This is a genomic window from Streptomyces sp. NPDC014006 (genome assembly GCF_043088925.1).
GTDB lineage: Bacteria > Actinomycetota > Actinomycetes > Streptomycetales > Streptomycetaceae > Streptomyces.
Window position 1 is genome coordinate 320,789 of the sequence record NZ_JBICAJ010000010.1, and the last position, 17,023, is coordinate 337,811.

14 protein-coding genes and 2 pseudogenes are annotated in these 17,023 nt (G+C 69.0%); 11 read left to right on the top strand and 5 right to left on the bottom strand.

Features of this window, described 5'->3' with window-relative positions; translation table 11 throughout:
* Positions 1–121 precede the first annotated feature (121 nt).
* The 9 genes and pseudogenes from ACF1GV_RS31190 to ACF1GV_RS31230 all read left to right on the top strand — a co-directional run.
* On the top strand, positions 122–892 hold the full coding sequence (locus tag ACF1GV_RS31190) for a UbiA family prenyltransferase (RefSeq protein ID WP_391687198.1): 771 nt from the start codon (positions 122–124) through the stop codon (positions 890–892).
* Between the two features lie 671 nt (positions 893–1,563).
* Complete coding sequence (locus ACF1GV_RS31195) at positions 1,564–1,848, top strand: hypothetical protein (protein WP_391687201.1); 285 nt, start codon at positions 1,564–1,566, stop codon at positions 1,846–1,848.
* 16 nt (positions 1,849–1,864) lie between these two features.
* Positions 1,865–2,680, top strand: a complete 816-nt coding sequence (locus ACF1GV_RS31200) for a DUF2637 domain-containing protein (RefSeq protein ID WP_391687204.1) — start codon at positions 1,865–1,867, stop codon at positions 2,678–2,680.
* Between the two features lie 500 nt (positions 2,681–3,180).
* On the top strand, positions 3,181–3,420 hold the full coding sequence (locus ACF1GV_RS31205; RefSeq protein ID WP_391687207.1) for a hypothetical protein: 240 nt from the start codon (positions 3,181–3,183) through the stop codon (positions 3,418–3,420).
* Positions 3,420–3,797, top strand: a complete 378-nt coding sequence (locus ACF1GV_RS31210; RefSeq protein ID WP_391687210.1) for a fic family toxin-antitoxin system, toxin component — start codon at positions 3,420–3,422, stop codon at positions 3,795–3,797. The genes ACF1GV_RS31205 and ACF1GV_RS31210 overlap by 1 nt, the downstream gene beginning before the upstream one ends.
* A gap of 429 nt (positions 3,798–4,226) precedes the next feature.
* Positions 4,227–4,529, top strand: a complete 303-nt coding sequence (locus tag ACF1GV_RS31215) for a TerD family protein (RefSeq protein WP_391687213.1) — start codon at positions 4,227–4,229, stop codon at positions 4,527–4,529.
* 467 nt (positions 4,530–4,996) lie between these two features.
* Complete coding sequence (locus ACF1GV_RS31220; RefSeq protein ID WP_391687216.1) at positions 4,997–5,392, top strand: hypothetical protein; 396 nt, start codon at positions 4,997–4,999, stop codon at positions 5,390–5,392.
* 43 nt (positions 5,393–5,435) lie between these two features.
* Positions 5,436–5,795, top strand: a pseudogene (locus tag ACF1GV_RS31225) (transposase); the annotation flags it as partial.
* A gap of 686 nt (positions 5,796–6,481) precedes the next feature.
* Positions 6,482–6,673, top strand: a pseudogene (locus tag ACF1GV_RS31230) (transposase); the annotation flags it as partial.
* 392 nt (positions 6,674–7,065) lie between these two features.
* On the opposite strand, the gene ACF1GV_RS31235 reads toward ACF1GV_RS31230, so the two are convergent.
* Positions 7,066–8,463 carry a condensation domain-containing protein gene (locus tag ACF1GV_RS31235; RefSeq protein ID WP_391687219.1) on the bottom strand — a complete coding sequence of 466 codons (1,398 nt, stop codon included), beginning with the start codon at positions 8,461–8,463 and terminating at the stop codon, positions 7,066–7,068.
* Positions 8,464–9,459: 996 nt separating this feature from the next.
* Between ACF1GV_RS31235 and ACF1GV_RS31240 the strand changes: the two genes are divergently transcribed.
* Together ACF1GV_RS31240 and ACF1GV_RS31245 are read left to right on the top strand one after the other, a co-directional pair.
* On the top strand, positions 9,460–11,289 hold the full coding sequence (locus ACF1GV_RS31240) for a hypothetical protein (protein WP_391687222.1): 1,830 nt from the start codon (positions 9,460–9,462) through the stop codon (positions 11,287–11,289).
* Positions 11,290–11,766, top strand: a complete 477-nt coding sequence (locus ACF1GV_RS31245; RefSeq protein ID WP_391687224.1) for a hypothetical protein — start codon at positions 11,290–11,292, stop codon at positions 11,764–11,766.
* Between the two features lie 1,188 nt (positions 11,767–12,954).
* On the opposite strand, the gene ACF1GV_RS31250 is transcribed toward ACF1GV_RS31245, so the two are convergent.
* From ACF1GV_RS31250 to ACF1GV_RS31265, 4 genes are read right to left on the bottom strand one after another with little or no spacing between them, the layout of a single operon-like run.
* Positions 12,955–14,025, bottom strand: coding sequence for an ABC transporter ATP-binding protein (locus tag ACF1GV_RS31250; RefSeq protein ID WP_391687227.1), 1,071 nt, complete (start codon positions 14,023–14,025; stop codon positions 12,955–12,957).
* Positions 14,022–15,122 carry an ABC transporter ATP-binding protein gene (locus ACF1GV_RS31255; protein WP_391687230.1) on the bottom strand — a complete coding sequence of 367 codons (1,101 nt, stop codon included), beginning with the start codon at positions 15,120–15,122 and terminating at the stop codon, positions 14,022–14,024. Before ACF1GV_RS31255 ends, ACF1GV_RS31250 begins: the two co-directional genes overlap by 4 nt.
* Complete coding sequence (locus tag ACF1GV_RS31260) at positions 15,119–16,039, bottom strand: ABC transporter permease (protein WP_391687233.1); 921 nt, start codon at positions 16,037–16,039, stop codon at positions 15,119–15,121. The genes ACF1GV_RS31255 and ACF1GV_RS31260 overlap by 4 nt, the downstream gene beginning before the upstream one ends.
* Positions 16,032–17,018 (bottom strand): ABC transporter permease, encoded by a 987-nt coding sequence (locus ACF1GV_RS31265; protein ID WP_391687236.1) that lies wholly within the window; start codon positions 17,016–17,018, stop codon positions 16,032–16,034. The genes ACF1GV_RS31260 and ACF1GV_RS31265 overlap by 8 nt, the downstream gene beginning before the upstream one ends.
* Positions 17,019–17,023: the final 5 nt, after the last annotated feature.

Here is a 17,023-nt window from a genome sequence, read left to right on the forward strand (position 1 = left end):
CTGTTGCCGGGTTCTCCCGTAACTTCCCTGTGTGTCTCTACACGCACCCCAGGCTCTTCCGCCCACGACACGCCGGGTCCTGGCGTTGTTGCGCTCCTGCCACCTGGAGCCGGCGGTCGCGGTGACGGTGCTCGTGACCGCGCTCGCCGTGGCAGCGGACCGCGGGGTGGCGGGCTCTGTAGCGGTGGCCGCGGCCGTGCTGGCCGGCCAGCTCTCGGTCGGCTGGTGCAACGACGCGGTCGACGCCCAGCGCGACACGGTCTGCAAACGCCGCGACAAACCGGTAGCCACCGGTGAACTCCCGCCTCGGGCGGCGGCTGCCGCGGCCGGGACTGCTCTGGGGCTGTGCGTACCGCTGTCGCTGCTGAGCGGCGCCGCCGCCGCAGTGGCGCATCTGGGCATGGTGGCTGTTGGCTGGGCCTACAACCTGGTGCTCAAGCACACGGTGCTCTCGCCGCTGCCCTACGCCGTGGCCTTCGGATCGCTGCCGGCGTTCGTCACCCTGGGTATGCCGTCGCCGTCCTGGCCCGCCTGGTGGGCGGTGACGGCCGGGGCGCTGCTGGGTGTGGGGGCGCACTTGGTCAACGCACTTCCGGACATCGAGGACGATCTCGGGACCGGTGTTCGCGGGCTGCCACAGCGGCTGGGCCGCGGAACCTGCCGGTGGCTGGCCCCGTTCGTGATGCTGACGGCCGTGGGTGTGCTTGTCGCTGGCCCACCTGGAGCGGTGGGCGGGTTGAGCGGGGGACTGGCGGCGATGGCCGGGGCCGTCGCGGTCGCGGGGACGGCTTTGCCGTCGGACATCCGGAGCCGGTGGCCGTTTCGGGCGGCGATCATTGTAGCGGGCATCGCTGTGGCGCAACTGTTGCTAAGGGGCTCGGACGTGGTCTGAACCCTCGGCAGCCAGGACCCGCCGGGCGCGCCTGTGATGGCGAGGTTCGCAGTCGCAGTTGGCGGGTGGGGTTGGAGCCGCGGTGTTCGGAGTTCTGAGAAGGAAAGGGACGCTTCCGGGGTCCTTCGGTGGTGGTGACGATGCTTCTGGTCTGCGGATGTCGGGGGTCTTGTCGATAACGGTGGTGCGGTGTCGGTGATGGTCTCCGGTATCCAAAGGACCCGTGCCGGCGTCGGACGCGTCGATCGGCTGAGGGTCTCCGGCGGCCGGGCCCGGGAAGGGCACCCGGTCGACGTCCTTCCGGTGAGGCCGTAGTGAATCAGCCAGTCGGGGTCGGGTGGCCGGGCCGCAAGCCCGTGTTGTCGGTTGGGCCCCGTGGAACTGGCGGATCTGCTCGATCCCGCCACGTACAGGGGCGCCGCGGTCGCCAACCTGCTCGACTGGGCCACGGCGCTATGGCCAAGCCGGGAGCGGTCGTGGGATGCCGCCCATCCCGTCCACAGGGAGTGGCCTCTCCTCGCCGAAAAACTCAAAGGACAATCCGCTCGACTCATTACACATTGAACGCGGCGCGGCTGACTCTGACGACAAGCGCCGTCTCTAAAATTTTCACCAAATCGTCTCACTCGTTTGCCGCACATCTGGAGGAGTGCGGCATGCGTTAGCGGGGTATGACGAAAGCAAGCCTCTTTTCCTCGACCCTCTCCGGGCCGACGGCGGACAAGCTCCCCACGGCCCGTGGCGTGGCGCTAGGGCGGTACATCTTCACGCCGGCCTCGGCGTACTCATCGCCTGACGCCAACGGCACCCTGCACAGAGACGGCGCGAAGGTCGAGCTGCGGGTCACTGAGACCCTGCTCAGGGAGCTCCTGATGCTGCTGGATACGGCCCAGGAGGAGCTCAGTCGGCGGTGGGTCAGCCAGGGGCAATCCGATTGCCTCGCATCCCGCATGTGACGGAGGCGGACTTTTCGTGAATCACGATTATCCGGATCACTGGTTCGCCCGGCACGATGAATATCTCGGTGCCTACCAGGAGGGGCAGTCGGCAGGTTGGCACATGGGAGCTGCTGAGCCCCTGCATTCGATGACGTCCCCGGTAGCGGGATGGGATCCCGTCGAGGAACTCACCTATCTCTTGCAGGATGCCGCGACGGCAGACCAGGTGGCTGCCGTGCCACCTCCTCGTAGCGAGCCGTCCCCCGGCATTGACTCCACCGACGACCCGATGGACAACCTGGTACAGCTCACTGCTGAGTTGCCGCCTATCCGGCGCTTTTCCGCCGGGCATCGGAAGGTGCGAGCCCGCGAACCCCGCTTCACGAGGTTGCAGACCCTCAGTTACCTCATCGCCGCAATCGCTTGCGTCATCGTTTCGATGGTGAGTGTTTTTGGCGGCATGGTGGCCTATGCACCTCTTCTGCACGTTGCGGGTGCACGGGGCGCCATGGCTCAGGGGTGGCCTCTTCTGATCTATGGCCCCTGGATGGTGGCCTCGCTCTCCATCCTGCGGGCCGCCCTGCATCAACGGCGTGCGATGCACTCCTGGTTCGTCGTTCTGCTGTTTTCTTCCCTGGCAATGATCCTCTGCATGGCCGAGGCCGACATGACCTTCACGAGTGTCGCATCAGCCGCCTTGCCGGCCATCGCATCCCTGGCTTGCTTCCAGCAGATGGTCCGTCAGATCACTCTTACTCGGCCACCTCGCCAGAGGACTTCACGTCGCCGGCAGCGCCTCACTCTCGCACCTCCGGAGTCCACGAATTTCAAAGGGCCTAGACCGCTCTGACTCAAGGACACGCAGTGCCCCCAGGCATCCGCCGGTCACCCAGCGTGGCACCACCACGCAAGCTGAGCCAGAGCCCCTAGAAGTGAACGGAGCCACGAGCCCGAGGATGCCGACCGCACGCTGCGCCTCCCACTCGTTGGGGACGATGGCGACCCGCGGCACCGGAGTGCGGATCAGCCCGGCACGGAGCGTGAGCTGACCAGACCGTCCACGCCGCCCTGGCGACCCGGCAGCCGCCGCTGCCGTGCTCGCCGTCCACCTCGGCCATACACGAAGAGTATCCAGCACCGCCCAGGCCACAGTGGTGCACGGATCCACTCTCGCTCGCGAAGGCGGCTTCCCTCCCGGCCAGCGCCCGCAGTCGGGAGGGTTGCGAGCGGTCCAGACGCAGGCGTCTCGAGTCCGCGGTGGCGCTTGGCTCGCCCAGGCCTGCAGGAAACAGCGCTCGCCTGTCGCCGCTGTCGCCCACTCGGCATGGTAACAGCTGTTACCATGCCGGTATGGCGAAGACACAGCTGGGCGCGCGCGTGGACGAAGACGTCGCAGAACTCGCGAAGCAACGCGCCGCCGACCTCGGACTGAGCATCGGCGACTACCTCGCCCGCCTCGTGCACGATGACACCAGCGGCCTGCGCGCCCGCGCGGTGGACGCCGCCGCCCGCTTCCTGGCCGACCACCAATCGGTCTTCGACGAGGCCGAACAAGCGCAGCAGACGCCCCCCGGAGGGCGCGCCGCCTGATGGAACTGCACATCGACGTTCCCTGGATCCTGCAGGTCGCCGAGGCGGCCGGAGCGAACGACCCGGCCCCCGACGACTACGGTGTTCCCCTCTCCGCGGTCGCCCGCCACCGGGCGGAGCTGTTCGAGCAGCCCGTTTACGACGACCCCTACGCCAAAGCCGCCGCCCTGGTACACACGCTGGGCCGCTGCCGCTGGCTGGAGCGCTCCAACCTCGCCGTCGCCGCTGCCACCGGCGTCATGTACCTCGAGGCCGCCGGGATTCCCGTCAAGCCCGCCCGCGAGGACGCCATCGCTCTCAAGGACCTGCTCCTGGACCCCGCCTGCACGGCGGCGAAGATCGCGGTCCTGCTGCGGGGGTGGCCCGCCACCACCTGAAGCGACTCGGTGGCCCCCCCGTATACGGGGGGGCCTCGGTGCGGCAGGGCACCAACCATCCAGGGAGGATGCGCAGGTGGATGTGGGCTCGGTGCTCGGCAGCATGGTCCGGGTCGGGTCGCGGGCGGGGCGGGCCAACCGGCGGCGGCCTGGTCGCCGAGCCGTACCGGATCAAGCCGTTCGCCGAGTGGAGGCAGGAAGCACCGGCAGGCCCGGTTCCCCTGCCACCCGCACCTGCGGTGGCCCCTGCGACGCTGATCGCCGGTCAGGCCTTCGTCCTGCCCGAAGAGGCCTGGCAGGGACTGCGTCTGGCCTTCAGGTTCGCGGGCGCCGACGCAGACCTCACCCTCTTCCTGACGGGGCATGACGGACACGTCGGGGGTGATGAGGGCTTCGTTTTCTACAACCGCCCTCTGAGCGGACGGAGCCGTGCGCCTTCTGGGCAAGCAGTTCGAAGGAGCGCACACCGTCGAGCGCATCACCGTTCACCTTTCCGCGCTGCCCGAACACGTCCGACGCGTGGCCATCGCCATCAACAGGGACGTCGATACCGATCTGACCTGCGACTCCCTGCCCCACGCCTCCCTGCTGATGGACTGCACGCCCGCTGCGGCCTGGGAGATCGAGCCGCCCGCAGACCCCAATATCCGCGCCATGGTCGTCGCAGAGCTGCACCGCCACACCGTCGACGGCCAGCCTGTCTGGAAGCTGAGGGCCATCGGTCAAGGCTAGGCAGAATGCCTCGTCGCGCTTGCCCGTGCCTACGGGGGCCGACGCCAAGGTTGCCATGGTGCCCACGCCGCACGGGGCTGGGGTCACGTCGCCGCCTACGGTCGGTGCCGGCGTCGCCGTCGGCGCGCTCTGTGCCGGCACCGGTGGCGTTGGCTGCGTCCAACCGGCGCTTGAGCCGCGGCTTCCGGCAACATCTTCGACTACGGCATCAGCCACAACTGCTGCATCCACAGATGTAGCAGAAACGCTACTTCTCCGGCGCTGCCTGCGGATGGTTCGGCCGCAGCAGCTGGGGACGTCACCGAGGTACAGCAGCTGGAGATGGCACCGTTACCCCGGCCACCGGCCACACCACAGTCCACGGCAAGGTCGGCACGCAGCGGCACGAGTGCGGGTCGAAAGGGCACCCAGGCGGTCTTCGAGTGTCAACCGACGTGACGGTGCCCGACCTCTTGCACAATCCTCTCATGGAGCCGCTGCCCATTCCTTGCCCCGCTCACCTCATCCCCAACGCCAGTGGCACCGACGCTTTCCACGAGGCATACAGGCAGGCCATGGCGCATCGCGCTGTGTTCGTCGCTATCGAATCGGACGGTCCCCGTTGGACCGTGAAGGCGGACACGCTCACCGCCGGCCCTGGACACTCCGTCGACGACACCGTGAACAACGCTGTCCGGGCCGCGATCACCCGCCTGGCGCGCAACCATGAGGTCGGCTTGGACGCCTACGCAGGCCCCGTCTACTTCATGATGCACGGCGTGCCGAGCGAAAGCCGAGCACGCGAACTCGCAGCCGCACTCCATGCCGCCCTGCACGGGGATCTCGAACCACTAAACCGTGCAGTCCCTCCTCCCGTGACCTGAGTGGCCCGCAAAGGCTCCACGACCAGGCCGAAGAAGCCCAAGAATCAGTACTGACAGCTCTGCTCTGATCGAACCGCTGCTGCCCGCACCCGCCTGCGAGAGGCGCACCGGCGGCCGGCCGGAGAAGCACCCCCGCCGCGGGATCGTCGACACGATCCGCTACGTCGTCGACACCGGCTGCAAATGGCGGGCCCTGCCCAAGGAAGTCCTCTTCCGCCTCCGGCTGATGCACCCCGAGATCACCATCGTGTGGGCCGACTCCGCCCATGCCGGAAAGGTCGTGGACTGGGATCGACGTCGCCTCCAAGCCCGCGGCGTGGGACTGAGCGCACCGGCCACGCCACAGGATCGACGCGCCGCACCCTGCGCATGCCGGCTGCGGCGCTGGCGCTGCATGAACTGGCGGGGGACCAAACGGTGCGGCAGGCGGCCACCTGCGGTGACCGTCCGCCCGCTATACCCGGCTGCCGAGGGCCTGCCTCGCTGCCGCTGCCGTCAACATCGAATCTCACGGGATCTGAGCCATGATCAAGCCCGGGTTCACCGCCGGTAGCGTCGTCGTACGTTTGCCAACACCACTGTCCAGCGCCCCTGGAGGCGCGGTCGTTTCGGTGGATCACGTTTGCTGCCACGGGGCGGGCACCGTCGCAACGCGGGGGAGAGTTCCGGGCGGGCACGGTGCCAGCGCGCGGGATGCCGCCACCGGCCGGAGGCGTCACGGGCGACGTCGACGCCGACTTCCACCACCAGCTCGGGTTCCACCAGCGTCACGGCCAGCTGCTCCCGGCTGCCCCACCCGACGGAGAACGACCATCCCGTCCACGGGTGCCCGCGCCGCCCGGCCACGAGCAGGCCGGCAACCGCAGCGCCCGCCTGGCGGACGAGGTTGGTGGTGCGGCCCACGTGGTGCGGCCCACGTACTGCAGGCGGCCTTCGTCGTCGAACTTGCCGAGCAGCAACGTCCGCGGAGCGGCCAGTGAGCCGGTGACCGCGCCGACGATCGCCTCACTCGCCTCGCGGACCTTCGATGAGTACGGGGGAGCTGACGGGCCCGAACCCTGTGGATCGGGGCAAGTACGGTTCGAAGATCCAGGGATCGCACCCAAGGGAAGGGAGTCCAGCCAGCGGCTGGGCCGGCACCGCTGGACCGTCGAACGCACCATGGCCTGGCTCGCCGGCTGCCGACGCCTGCACCAGCGCTACGAACGCAAAGCGAGCCACTTCCTGACCTTCACCAGCGTCGCCTGCACCCTCATCTGCCTGCGCCGCCGCACCCGCTGATGTGCCGCTGCAACAGCTCGACTGCCAGGTCGTGGCGGTAGTGAACGGCGAGGTCCATGGGCGTTTGCGCGTGGGGACCCGGGAGCTGCGGATCAGCGGCGAAGGCCAGGAGCACTGCGGTGGTGTGCACAGTCAGCTGACTGCCGCTCTGCAAGACGCCATCGCCTTCCGCATCAACGGCGTGCGTAAGGAGAGTCATGTTGTGGCGTCCCGCATCGGGGTCCCTCCCTTGGCCAGCAGCTGAGCCGGGGTCTGTGCGTCTTCGCTCTCCACCGCTTGATGTGCCGGTGTACAGGTGCTCTCCACGTCGGATTTCAACCCCTGCTGCACCAGTCCAACCAAGCCATTTCCCGGCATCTGCTCACCAATTGAGATGGCTTGTAAAGATCAAGCTAGCCCTTCCGCGCGACGCTGGTGATCACCTCCTGCAGCCGGCTCGCGTACAGGGACAGGTTCTTGTGCGCGATGTCGGTGTCCGGATAGCGGCATGCGAACCACAGCCCCTCGTGGAGTCTGTTGACCCAGACGCAGACCCGGTCGCCGTACGACACCCTGACCAGTCCGTAGGCCTTCAGCTCGGCCCACCGCTCGGAGCCGGGGATGTAGCGGGCGTCGAGGAAGGACACCAGGGAGTACAGGTCGGGAGAGGTGGGGCGGAAGTCCGTTCCGAGCAGTCGCAACACCCGCTCGAGGGGGGTGCGGGCCAGCCGCCGATTTTCGCGCAGTGCGGTGCGTGCGTTCTCCAGAGCTCCGTCGAAGTCGCGGAGCTTCGCCAGCTGGATCTCGACCGGTGCCCCGCCGACGTACCAGCCCACGGAGTCCGACCACTGGGACGTCGCCCGGGTGTGGAACGGTACGACGGTGCGGAAGACGGGTTCCCCGGCGATCTCATGGACGATGAGCGCGGTGGCCGCCAACATGCCGACCAGACTGCCGCCGTAGGGGCGGCAGTATGCCTCGAACGCGGCGGCGTCGTCGGCGTCCACAAGCGGCCCGCACAGCACCTTCTGCGGGGGCAGTCCCCCGTCGGGGTCCAGGCCGAGATCGACGGGGAAGTTCGGCAGATGCCCGTCGCAGTTCTTGATGAACTCCCGCCAGCGGGCCACCGTGTCATGGCCGTCGTCGACGTTGTCCGCGTCCGCCCGTTCGGTTTGGCAGAAGTCGACGTAGCTGGCGCCGGGTTGCTGCTTCGGGGAGCGGCCCGCCGCGACCGCCGCACAGAGTTCGTGGAGGGCGGCGGGAATGTTCTGGAGCGAGTAGGCGTCGACGTTGCTGTGGTCGAAGGCCATGTACACGCTGGTGCTGTCGTCCCGGAAGACCGCCGTGTAGATGAAGTTGGGCCACCGGAGTGCGTCCGCCACGATGTCGAACCGGTTCTGGAGGTGCACGGCCAGCGCCGTCTCGTCCGTGAAGTCGCCGATGTCCTCCCGGTGCAGGCGCACGTCCTCGCTGTCGAGCGTGAACCGGACCATCTCGTCGTCGGGCGGCCCGGACCAGGTGAAGCCGCTGCGCAGTGTCTCGTGCCGCAGTGTCCAGGCGTGCAGGGCGTCCTGGAGGACGTCCAGGTCCGTCCGGCCGGGGAGATCGAAACTTACGCCGATCCAGGTGGGTACGAACAATCCGTCCTCACGCACGGACCGGGAGGCCCTGATGTGCGACTCCTGGATATAGGCCGGGGGCCGGGAGTCCTGCGGGAGGCCCTTCACCGTCGCGGCGGCGGCCGGATCGAGCGTCCACTCCACGAGTCGTCCGGGCCGGACCTCACAGTGCTGGATGTCCGTCATGCGCACGAGGTGTCTCCGTTCGCCGATGTGATGTACGGACCATCAGTTGCCGTGGGGGTGACGCCCCATACCGAAAGGCGCGACTTTCAGTGGAACGGATGGCATCCCGCAGGGTGAGCACTCCGGACGCTGGAAGGGGGGCTTGTTGCGGGCCGGCCATCGGGCCGTCCTGACCGGTGCGGCGCGCGACGAACGCAGCCACCGCCCGCGTCCGCCGTGGGCAGCCACAGCATCCGAAGCCGCCTCCACGACGGTCCGCCGGGACCGGCCCGGGCGGCCGCGGAGCCGGTCATCGGCCCGCGCCGCCGTAGCGCCGCCGCCGAGACGGCCTCCCCTGGGACACGGTTACCGCCGATTGGCGGGCGACACCGCCCGGGCTCTACTCCGTGACCATCGCGGAGATTCCCGGGAAACCAACGCTTCCGCTGACGGTTCCGGTTCCGCAGACGGCTGAGCCCCCTCCGGCACCAGCCGCGTCCCTCACAGGGCAGGTGCCGGCCGTGCCCGTGCCGCTCGGCGGCGCAGCGGCGATCGCCGTGCCACCGACTCCCAAGGTGCCCGTCGGCTCAGGCCTGCCCGCCGTTCCCTCGGTGTCCGGCCCGCCGTCGGCCGGCCTCCTGGCGATCCGTGGCTCACTGCCAGTCGGTAACTGATTTCTTCTTCCGCGACGGACACGCCCGCCGTCCCCGTTAAGCAGGTGACCGACTTGCTCGTCGAAGGGTGTCCGGGTGGCGTCACGAACAGTTCGACCAGTGCCGCCTCTGCGCCTGCGGGGCAGCGGTCAGCGCACCCACGCTGATGGTCCCGGCGGACTGGCCGGCCAGGTGGGAGCCTGCCCGCCGCGGTCGGCGCCTGCCGGCCTTGCCTCCGCGGGCCGAAGCCCACCGGCTCCTCAACGATGTCACCCCCGTCCTCCGGGACCAGAGGTGAGCGCATGGCCGCGTCGGAAGTCCGTACCCGAGTGGCCCGTCCCCATCCGACTCACGAACCCACGAGGTTGCTGTGGCCCTGCTTGCACCACTCCGCCTTCGCCGCCCCCCGCGATCTGGGCGGCACGTCACCATCGGCCTGCTCGCGCTGATCGCCGGCAGCGTCTCGACAGCGCCCGTCGACGCCGCCACCCCGGTCTCCGGCTCGATCAGCGACTCGGCGCCCACCACCACGTGGAGCGCCGGCCCCTTCGCCGTTCCCAATGTCTCCGGCACCACGGGACCTGTCGCCTGCGGTGACGCCCAGCCCTGTGACGACTACGCCCTCAGGGTGACCGTGCCGTCGGGCTACGACGCCGATCACCATCTTCGGATAGACGTCGAATGGCCCGACTCCGCGGCCGACTTCGACCTCTATGTCCTCGACCCGGACGGCAGGGAGATCGCCGCCGCGGCGTCCACGAGCGACCCCGAGACCGTGCTGCTTCCGGCGGTCACGGGCTCCTACACCGTGCGGGTGGTGCCGTACGCGCCCCTCGGCCAGAGCTTCAGCGGCACCGCGAGCCTCGTCGCCGATCCGGTCAACCCGCCGCCGAGCACAGCGACTCCGCCGACGTACGGCACGTCCTCCGCCCCCGACAGCATCGCGGACGCGCACGACGCGGGCGAGCCATCCCTCGGCGTCGACCGTGCCACCGGCGCCGCGATGTTCCAGGCGTACACATCGACGCTGAAGGTCACCTACGACGACGCAGGCGCCGCCACCTGGCAGGACAAGAGCGCCAACGCGGCCAGCGGCTGCCCCCAGGGAAGCGTCACCAGCCTGGACCCGATCCTGTTCACCGACCCGGTGACGCACCGCACCTTCGAGTCGCAGCTGGCCGGCAAAACCGCCCTGACCTGCTACACCGACGACGACGGTGAATCCTGGACGCCGACGTCCGGCTCGGGCATCAACTCCGGCGTGGACCACCAGACCATCGGCGGCGGCCCCTTCGCCCCCGGTGCGGTGGGTGCTCTGACGTCCTACCCTCACGCCGTCTACTACTGCTCGCAGGACATCGCCGACGCCTCGTGCGCTGTCAGCCGTGACGGCGGCCTGACCTACGGTCCCGCCGTGCCGATGTACTCCCTGCTGGACTGCGGCGGTCTGCACGGGCACGTCAAGGTCGCGCCCGACGGTACCGTGTACGTGCCCAACAAGGGCTGTGGCGGCAACCAGGCCGTGGCTGTCTCCGAGGACAACGGCCTGACCTGGGCGATTCGCAAAAACCCCGTGAGCACGCCCGGTGACTCGGACCCCAGCGTGGGCATCGGCGCCGGTGGCACCGTCTACATGGGTTACCAGAACAGCGACGGCACCGCGCACATCGCGGTCAGCCACGACAAGGGCGAGACCTGGCTGTACGACCAGAACGTCGGCGCGTCCCTCGGTATCAAGAACATGGTTTTCCCCGAGGTGGCTGCGGGCGACGACAACCGCGCCGCCTTCGCCTTCCTGGGAACCACCACCGGTGGCAACTACCAGGACGCGCAGAACTTCCACGGGATATGGCACCTGTACGTGGCCACCACCTACGACGGCGGCCGGTCCTGGGTCACGGTCGACGCCACTCCCACCGACCCGGTCCAGAAGGGCTCGATCTGCACCGGCGGCACCACCTGCGGCCAAGACCGCAACCTGCTCGACTTCAACGACATCACCATCGACGCCCAGGGCAGGGTGCTGGTGGCCTACGCCGACGGCTGCACCGGCGCCTGCGCCGCCGACGGCGCACAGAACTACGACGCCCTGGCCACCATCAGCCGCCAGTCCGCCGGCAACACGCTCTACGGCGCGTACGACGCCGTGGTCAGCGGCAGGCACAAGAAGCCCAGCCCGAAGCACGGAGGAGACCAGTAAGTGAAGCCCTTCCTCCCGGTCGCGCTGCTGACCGGCGCCCTCCTCGTCACGGTGGTCCTCACCGGATGTGCGGGCAGCACTACCGGAACGGAGTCCACCGGCGCCTCACAGCGGACGGCGAACGACGCTGGCACGGCCCCCTCCGGTTGCCCCTCCGGTTCCTCGTTGCCGTGGCCGGCGAACTTCCCGAGCAATGTGCCGGTGCCCGAAGGCGCCGCCGTGACCTCGGTGGAGCAGCGCAGCGGCGACCGCCTGATCGTCTCAACCGTGGTGCGGGGCGGTTTCGACGCCACTTTGACCTTCCTGCAGAAGGAGCTGCCCGCCGCCGGTTTCTCCCTCAAGGAGGGCGAGGTGGAGAACGACGACGCCGAGTCGAACTTCTCCTCCTCGACCGTCGAGGGCCGCTGGACCCTGCGCGAGATCCCTGGGTGCGAAGGTGGGGCGTACCTGACGTATCTGACGTCGACGACCACCTGACATCCACCGCCCACCGCAAACCCGCGTCGCTCTGACGTCGCGTCCAGCGCGGCGGCCGGCCTGCCGTTCCCCGGAGGCGGGCCGGCCGCCGAGGCCCTCCCTGCTGATCGGGCACTCGCTCGGCGGCGCGACGGTAATCGCCGCGACGCACCGGATTCCAGAGACCAGAGCGGTGGTCACCGTCGGCCGCATCGACATCCACGGCACTCTCCACCGTGTCCCAGCAGGCCGCCCGCCGCGTCCGCCGGGGGCCGGCGCGATCACCAACGTGGCCTCCGTCTGATATCCGTCCCGCCAACGCGTCCTGCCGTGCCCGTCATCACCGCTCGCCGCGTTCTGGCCGCGCGTGCACGACCGTCTTGAGACACGTGAGCAGCGGCTGTTCGCCGGGTGATCCTCGTGCGTTCGGCTAGGCGCGATCCCCTCGGTGAAGATCCGTCATTACTGCGGCCACACCGCGGTACTTCTCCGACATGGAGGGCGCCTTCCAGGTCGCGCCCTGCTCCACCGCGCCGCAGGTCACCTCCGGCAGCAGCGGAGCCGGTGGATATCTGAAGCTGTCCGACTCCGGTACCTGGTCGCTCGCGGTCATCGCCCCGGACAGGACCACTCACGTCCTGGCGAACGGCAGCCTGCCCACCGCCGCGGCGAACACCTGGCACCGGCTCACGCTGGGCTTCTCGGCGACACGATCACGGCCCACGTCGACGGGACCGAGGTCGCCCACGTCACTGACGGCACTTACGACCACGGCCAGGTCGGCCTGGGCCTTGCCTCCTACACGACCTCCCAGTTCGACGACCTGGAGGTGCTGCTGCCGACACAGACCGCCACGCCGTAGAGCTCCGCCCACACTGCCGCGGGACGCGACAGCCGCATGGACAGCCCTACCATGCGGCTGTCGCCCCGACAGCGGCTTTGGCGGTGCCCGGCCGCCGCTCCTCGATACGCCGAGATCGCCCGCCGGCTCACGCCCGGCGCGCGCGAGCGCGATGTGCGGGGCGTCGTGTGGGGTCCGCGGGGCCGGTGGGGCGTCGTGGGTCAGGACCCTTGGCCCAGCCCAGGAACTGGCATTGGTCGCGGCCATGATGCCCGGCCACCACCGGCCGCTCCACGGCATCACGAACCCAGCGTCCCTCCTGTGCCTCCTCCAAGGCGGCCGCCCACCGAGCGGCCGACCCAAAGAGATCACAGCAGCTCCACGCTCTGCGCGTAGTGGCAGGCGACCGGGTTTCCGCCGCCGCGGTCGGTCAGAGCGGGGACCTGTTCGATGCAGGCGGTGCGTTGGCTGTCGGTGAGTTCGTTCGCGAACTTGGGGCAGCGGGTGCGGAAGCGGCAGCCGCTCGGCGGGTTCACCGGGCTGGGGACGTCACCCTGGATCACGATGCGTTTCCGGGCTCGTTCCTTGCGTGGGTCGGGCAGCGGGATGGCGGAGACCAGGGCCTGGGTGTAGGGGTGGGCGGGGCGGGCGAACAGACGACGGGCGGGGGCTGTTTCCACCAGGCGGCCCAGGTACATGACCGCCACCCGCCCGGCCACGTGCCGCATCACCGACAGGTCGTGCGCCACGAACAAGAACGACAAACCGAGTTCGCTCTGCAAATCCATCAGCAGGTTCAGGACGCCCGCCTGGATCGACACGTCCAGCGCCGAGACCGGTTCGTCGAGCACTATCACTTTCGGGTGCAGCGCCAGGGCCCGGGCGATGCCGATGCGCTGGCGCTGCCCGCCGGAGAACTCGTGCGCGTAGCGGTTGCCGTGCTCGGGGTTGAGGCCGACCAGGCGCAGCAGTTCACGGACCTCGTCCTTGGCCCCGGGGCCGTAGCGGCCGTGTATGCGCAGGGGTTCGGCGACGATCTCATGGACGGACAGGCGCGGGTCGAGGGAGGCGTACGGGTCCTGGAAGACGATCTGCAGCTCGCTGCGCAGCGGCCGCATACGGCGCCTGCTCAGGTGGGTGAGTTCGCGGCCGCGGTAGCGGACCTGGCCGGAGGTGGCGGACTCCAGGCCCATGATCGTGCGCGCGACGGTCGTCTTGCCCGATCCTGACTCCCCTACCAGGCCGAGGGTCTCGTTCTCGTACAGGTCGAAGGAGACCCCGCACACCGCGTGCACGTCGCCGAGCCGGTGGCGGACGATGCCGCGGGACATGACCGGGAAGTGCTTGACGAGGTCCCGGACCTGCAGGATCGGCTCGCCGGTGCCGCCGTGGCCGGGCAGCGGGGGCAGGGTGGCGGGGGCCGGTGCGGGCGCGTTCATGCGGTGCCCTCCTCCGGGCTCTGGGCGGTGTCGGCGAACCGGGTCAGGGCGTCGATGTCGGCGCCCGCCGTTTCGAAGATCTCGCCGGCGCCGGTGTTGACGAGTTCCTCGGCGAAGTGGCAGGCGCTGAGGTGGGTGGAACGGCCTGCGGGGCGCAGTGGCGGTTCAGTCTCGTCGCACACGTTCCGGCGCATGGGGCAGCGGGGGGCGAAGGGACAGCCGGGAGGCAGGTTCAGAAGGGAGGGCGGGGAGCCCGTGATGGGGGTGAGGCGTTCTTCCTCGCGGTCCAGGCGGGGCAGGGAGCCGAGGAGGCCGAGGGTGTAGGGCATGCGCGGGGTGTAGAAGATGTCCTCGACCGAGCCGGTCTCGATGATCCGTCCCGCATACATCACCGCGACCCGGTCGGCGTGGCCGGCGACCACGCCCAGGTCGTGCGTGATGAGAATCAGGGCCGCGCCGGTCTCGGCACGGGCGGTCTCCAGGGCATCGAGGATCTGCGCCTGGACGGTGACGTCCAGGGCAGTGGTCGGCTCGTCGGCGATGATCACGTCCGGGGCGTTGGCCATGGCGATGGCGATGACGACACGTTGGCGCATGCCGCCCGACAGTTCGTGCGGATAGGCGTCGACGCGCCGCTCGGGGCTGGGGATGCCGACCGTGCCGAGCAGTTCGACGGCCCGCTCGCGCGCGGCACGTGCCGTCATGTCCGGCTGGTGGCGTCGCAGGGTCTCGACGATCTGGTAGCCGGCGGAGTAGACCGGGTTGAGGGAGGTCATCGGGTCCTGGAAGATCATCGCGAGGCCGCTGCCGCGGAAGTCGGACAGCCGCGCGTCGGACAGCGCGAGCAACTCGGTGTCTTCGAACCGTACCGAGCCGCGCACCCGTGCGGTGGCCGGCAGCAGCCCCATCACCGCGAGCGCGGTGACGGACTTGCCGGAGCCGGACTCGCCGACGATGCCCAGCGACTCCCGCCGCTCGAGGCGGTAGCTGACGCCCCGGACGGCCCGGACGATGCCGTCCTCGGTGGGGAACTCCACGGTGAGATCGTCCACCGCGAGGACCGCGCCGGTCTCGTTCCTGTCGCTGGCCGCGGTCACTGGCGCACCCTCTGCTGCCGAGGGTCGAAGGCGTCGCGCAGTCCGTCGCCGATGAAGTTGATGGTCAGGGCGACGGCGATGATGAACGCGCCGGGGATGTAGAAGAGCCAGGGCCGGGTGTCGACCGCGGTGCGGGCCTGAGAGACCAGGAGCCCGAGGGAGGTGTCGGGTGGCTGTACGCCGAAGCCGAGGAACGACAGGGCGGTCTCGGTCAGGATGCCGGTGGCCACCAGTACGGTCGCGTTGACGATGATGGGGCCGAGCGCGTTGGGCAGCAGATGCCGGAAGATGATCCACGTGTCGGAGGCGCCGAGCGCCTTCGCAGCCTCCACGAACTCCTTCTCCCGCAGCGACAGTACAGTGGAGCGCACCACTCGGGATACATAGGCCCAGGTCAGCCCGGCGACGACAATGGCGATCCAGTACCAGGAGCCGCCGCTGTGCGAGGCGATGACCAGGGCGATGGCGAACAGCGGCAGGGTCAGGAAGAGATCGGCGATGCGCATCATGACGGCGTCGACGAGGCCGCGGTAGAAGCCCGCGATGGCGCCCCAGACTGCGCCGACCAGGGTGGACCCCAGCGCGATCATGAGGGCGATCTTCACCGAGGTCTGGGTGCCGCGCATGACCTGTGCGTAAGCGTCGTACCCGGAGGAGTCGGTGCCGAACGGATGCTTCCCGGACGGCGGTTGCGAGTTGTCGGGGGTGTACTTCTGGTACGAGTAGTGCCACAGGTGCGGGCCGATGAACGCCCACAGCACGATCAGGACGAACACCACCAGGCTCACCACGGCGGCCCGGTGGCGCAGGAAGCGGCGCAGGATCAGCTGGGTCTGGCTGCGCTGCCGTACGGTGAACTCGTACTCGGTGCGCGGTGCCTCGGTGCCGGAGGATCCGGGTGCCTGGATGTCAGTCATAGCGGATCCTCGGGTCGAGCACGGCGTACAGAAGGTCCGCGACGAGGTTGAACCCGATGACGACGACAGCCGACAGCAGCAGCCAGGCCATGGTCCGGTAGACGTCGAGCGTTGTCGCCGACTGGACCAGCATCTCGCCCATGCCGTGCCACTGGAAGATCGTTTCTGTGATCACCGCTCCGCCGAGAATGATCGCGATGTCGAGCGCGGTGACGGTGGTTAGGGGGATGAGGGCGGTGCGCAGGGCATGCCGTGCCATCACGGCGCCGCGGCGCAGCCCCTTCGCCCTGGCCAGGCGTACGTAGTCGCTGTTGAGTACTTCCAGCATCGAGGCGCGGGTGTAGCGGGTCCAGGACGCGAAGGACACCAGGGCGAGGGTGATGGTGGGCAGGACGAGGTGGCCGATGCGGTCGGTGAACTGGTTCCAGGCGGTATCGACGTCGAGGTACGGCGACTGCTCGCCGATGGTGCCGAGAAATTGACTTCCGGTCTTCTCGTTGAACCAGATCCCCGCCTGCTTGAGCAGTACGGCGAACCAGAACACCGGCATGGACAAGAACAGAAAGCCGAGGAAAGTGATGATGTAGTCGGCGGCGGAGTACTGGCGGATCGCGCTGAACACGCCGAACAGTACGGCAAGCACCAGGGCGATGATCATGGCGGTGGCGACCAGGGTGACGGTGACCCGGAAGCGGGTGAACAGATCGTGCCCGATGTCGAGGTTGGTCTGTACGGACGGGCCGAAGTCGCCGTGCAGCACTCCGGTGATCCAGTTCCAGTACCGCTCCACGGCCGGCTGGTCGGCGTGGATGTGCCGGGCGAAGGCGGCGACAGCGGCCGGGCTGGGCGCGGGCTGCCGCGAGGTGGCGAAGTTGGCCACCGGGTCGCCGGAGTTGATGACCACCAGGAACACGACGAACGTCGACACGATGAGGACCGGGATGGAAACGAGGATGCGGCGCACGGTGTAGGCGAGCATGCGGA

What these genes read in the sequence shown, in the direction of transcription:
- ACF1GV_RS31260 (WP_391687233.1), bottom strand. Translation starts at nt 16,039, where the DNA reads ATGACTGACATCCAGGCACCCGGATCCTCCGGCACCGAGGCACCGCGC.
- ACF1GV_RS31250 (WP_391687227.1), bottom strand. Translation starts at nt 14,025, where the DNA reads ATGAACGCGCCCGCACCGGCCCCCGCCACCCTGCCCCCGCTGCCCGGC.
- ACF1GV_RS31220 (WP_391687216.1), top strand. Translation starts at nt 4,997, where the DNA reads ATGGAGCCGCTGCCCATTCCTTGCCCCGCTCACCTCATCCCCAACGCC.
- ACF1GV_RS31205 (WP_391687207.1), top strand. Translation starts at nt 3,181, where the DNA reads ATGGCGAAGACACAGCTGGGCGCGCGCGTGGACGAAGACGTCGCAGAA.
- ACF1GV_RS31210 (WP_391687210.1), top strand. Translation starts at nt 3,420, where the DNA reads ATGGAACTGCACATCGACGTTCCCTGGATCCTGCAGGTCGCCGAGGCG.
- ACF1GV_RS31265 (WP_391687236.1), bottom strand. Translation starts at nt 17,018, where the DNA reads ATGCTCGCCTACACCGTGCGCCGCATCCTCGTTTCCATCCCGGTCCTC.
- ACF1GV_RS31195 (WP_391687201.1), top strand. Translation starts at nt 1,564, where the DNA reads ATGACGAAAGCAAGCCTCTTTTCCTCGACCCTCTCCGGGCCGACGGCG.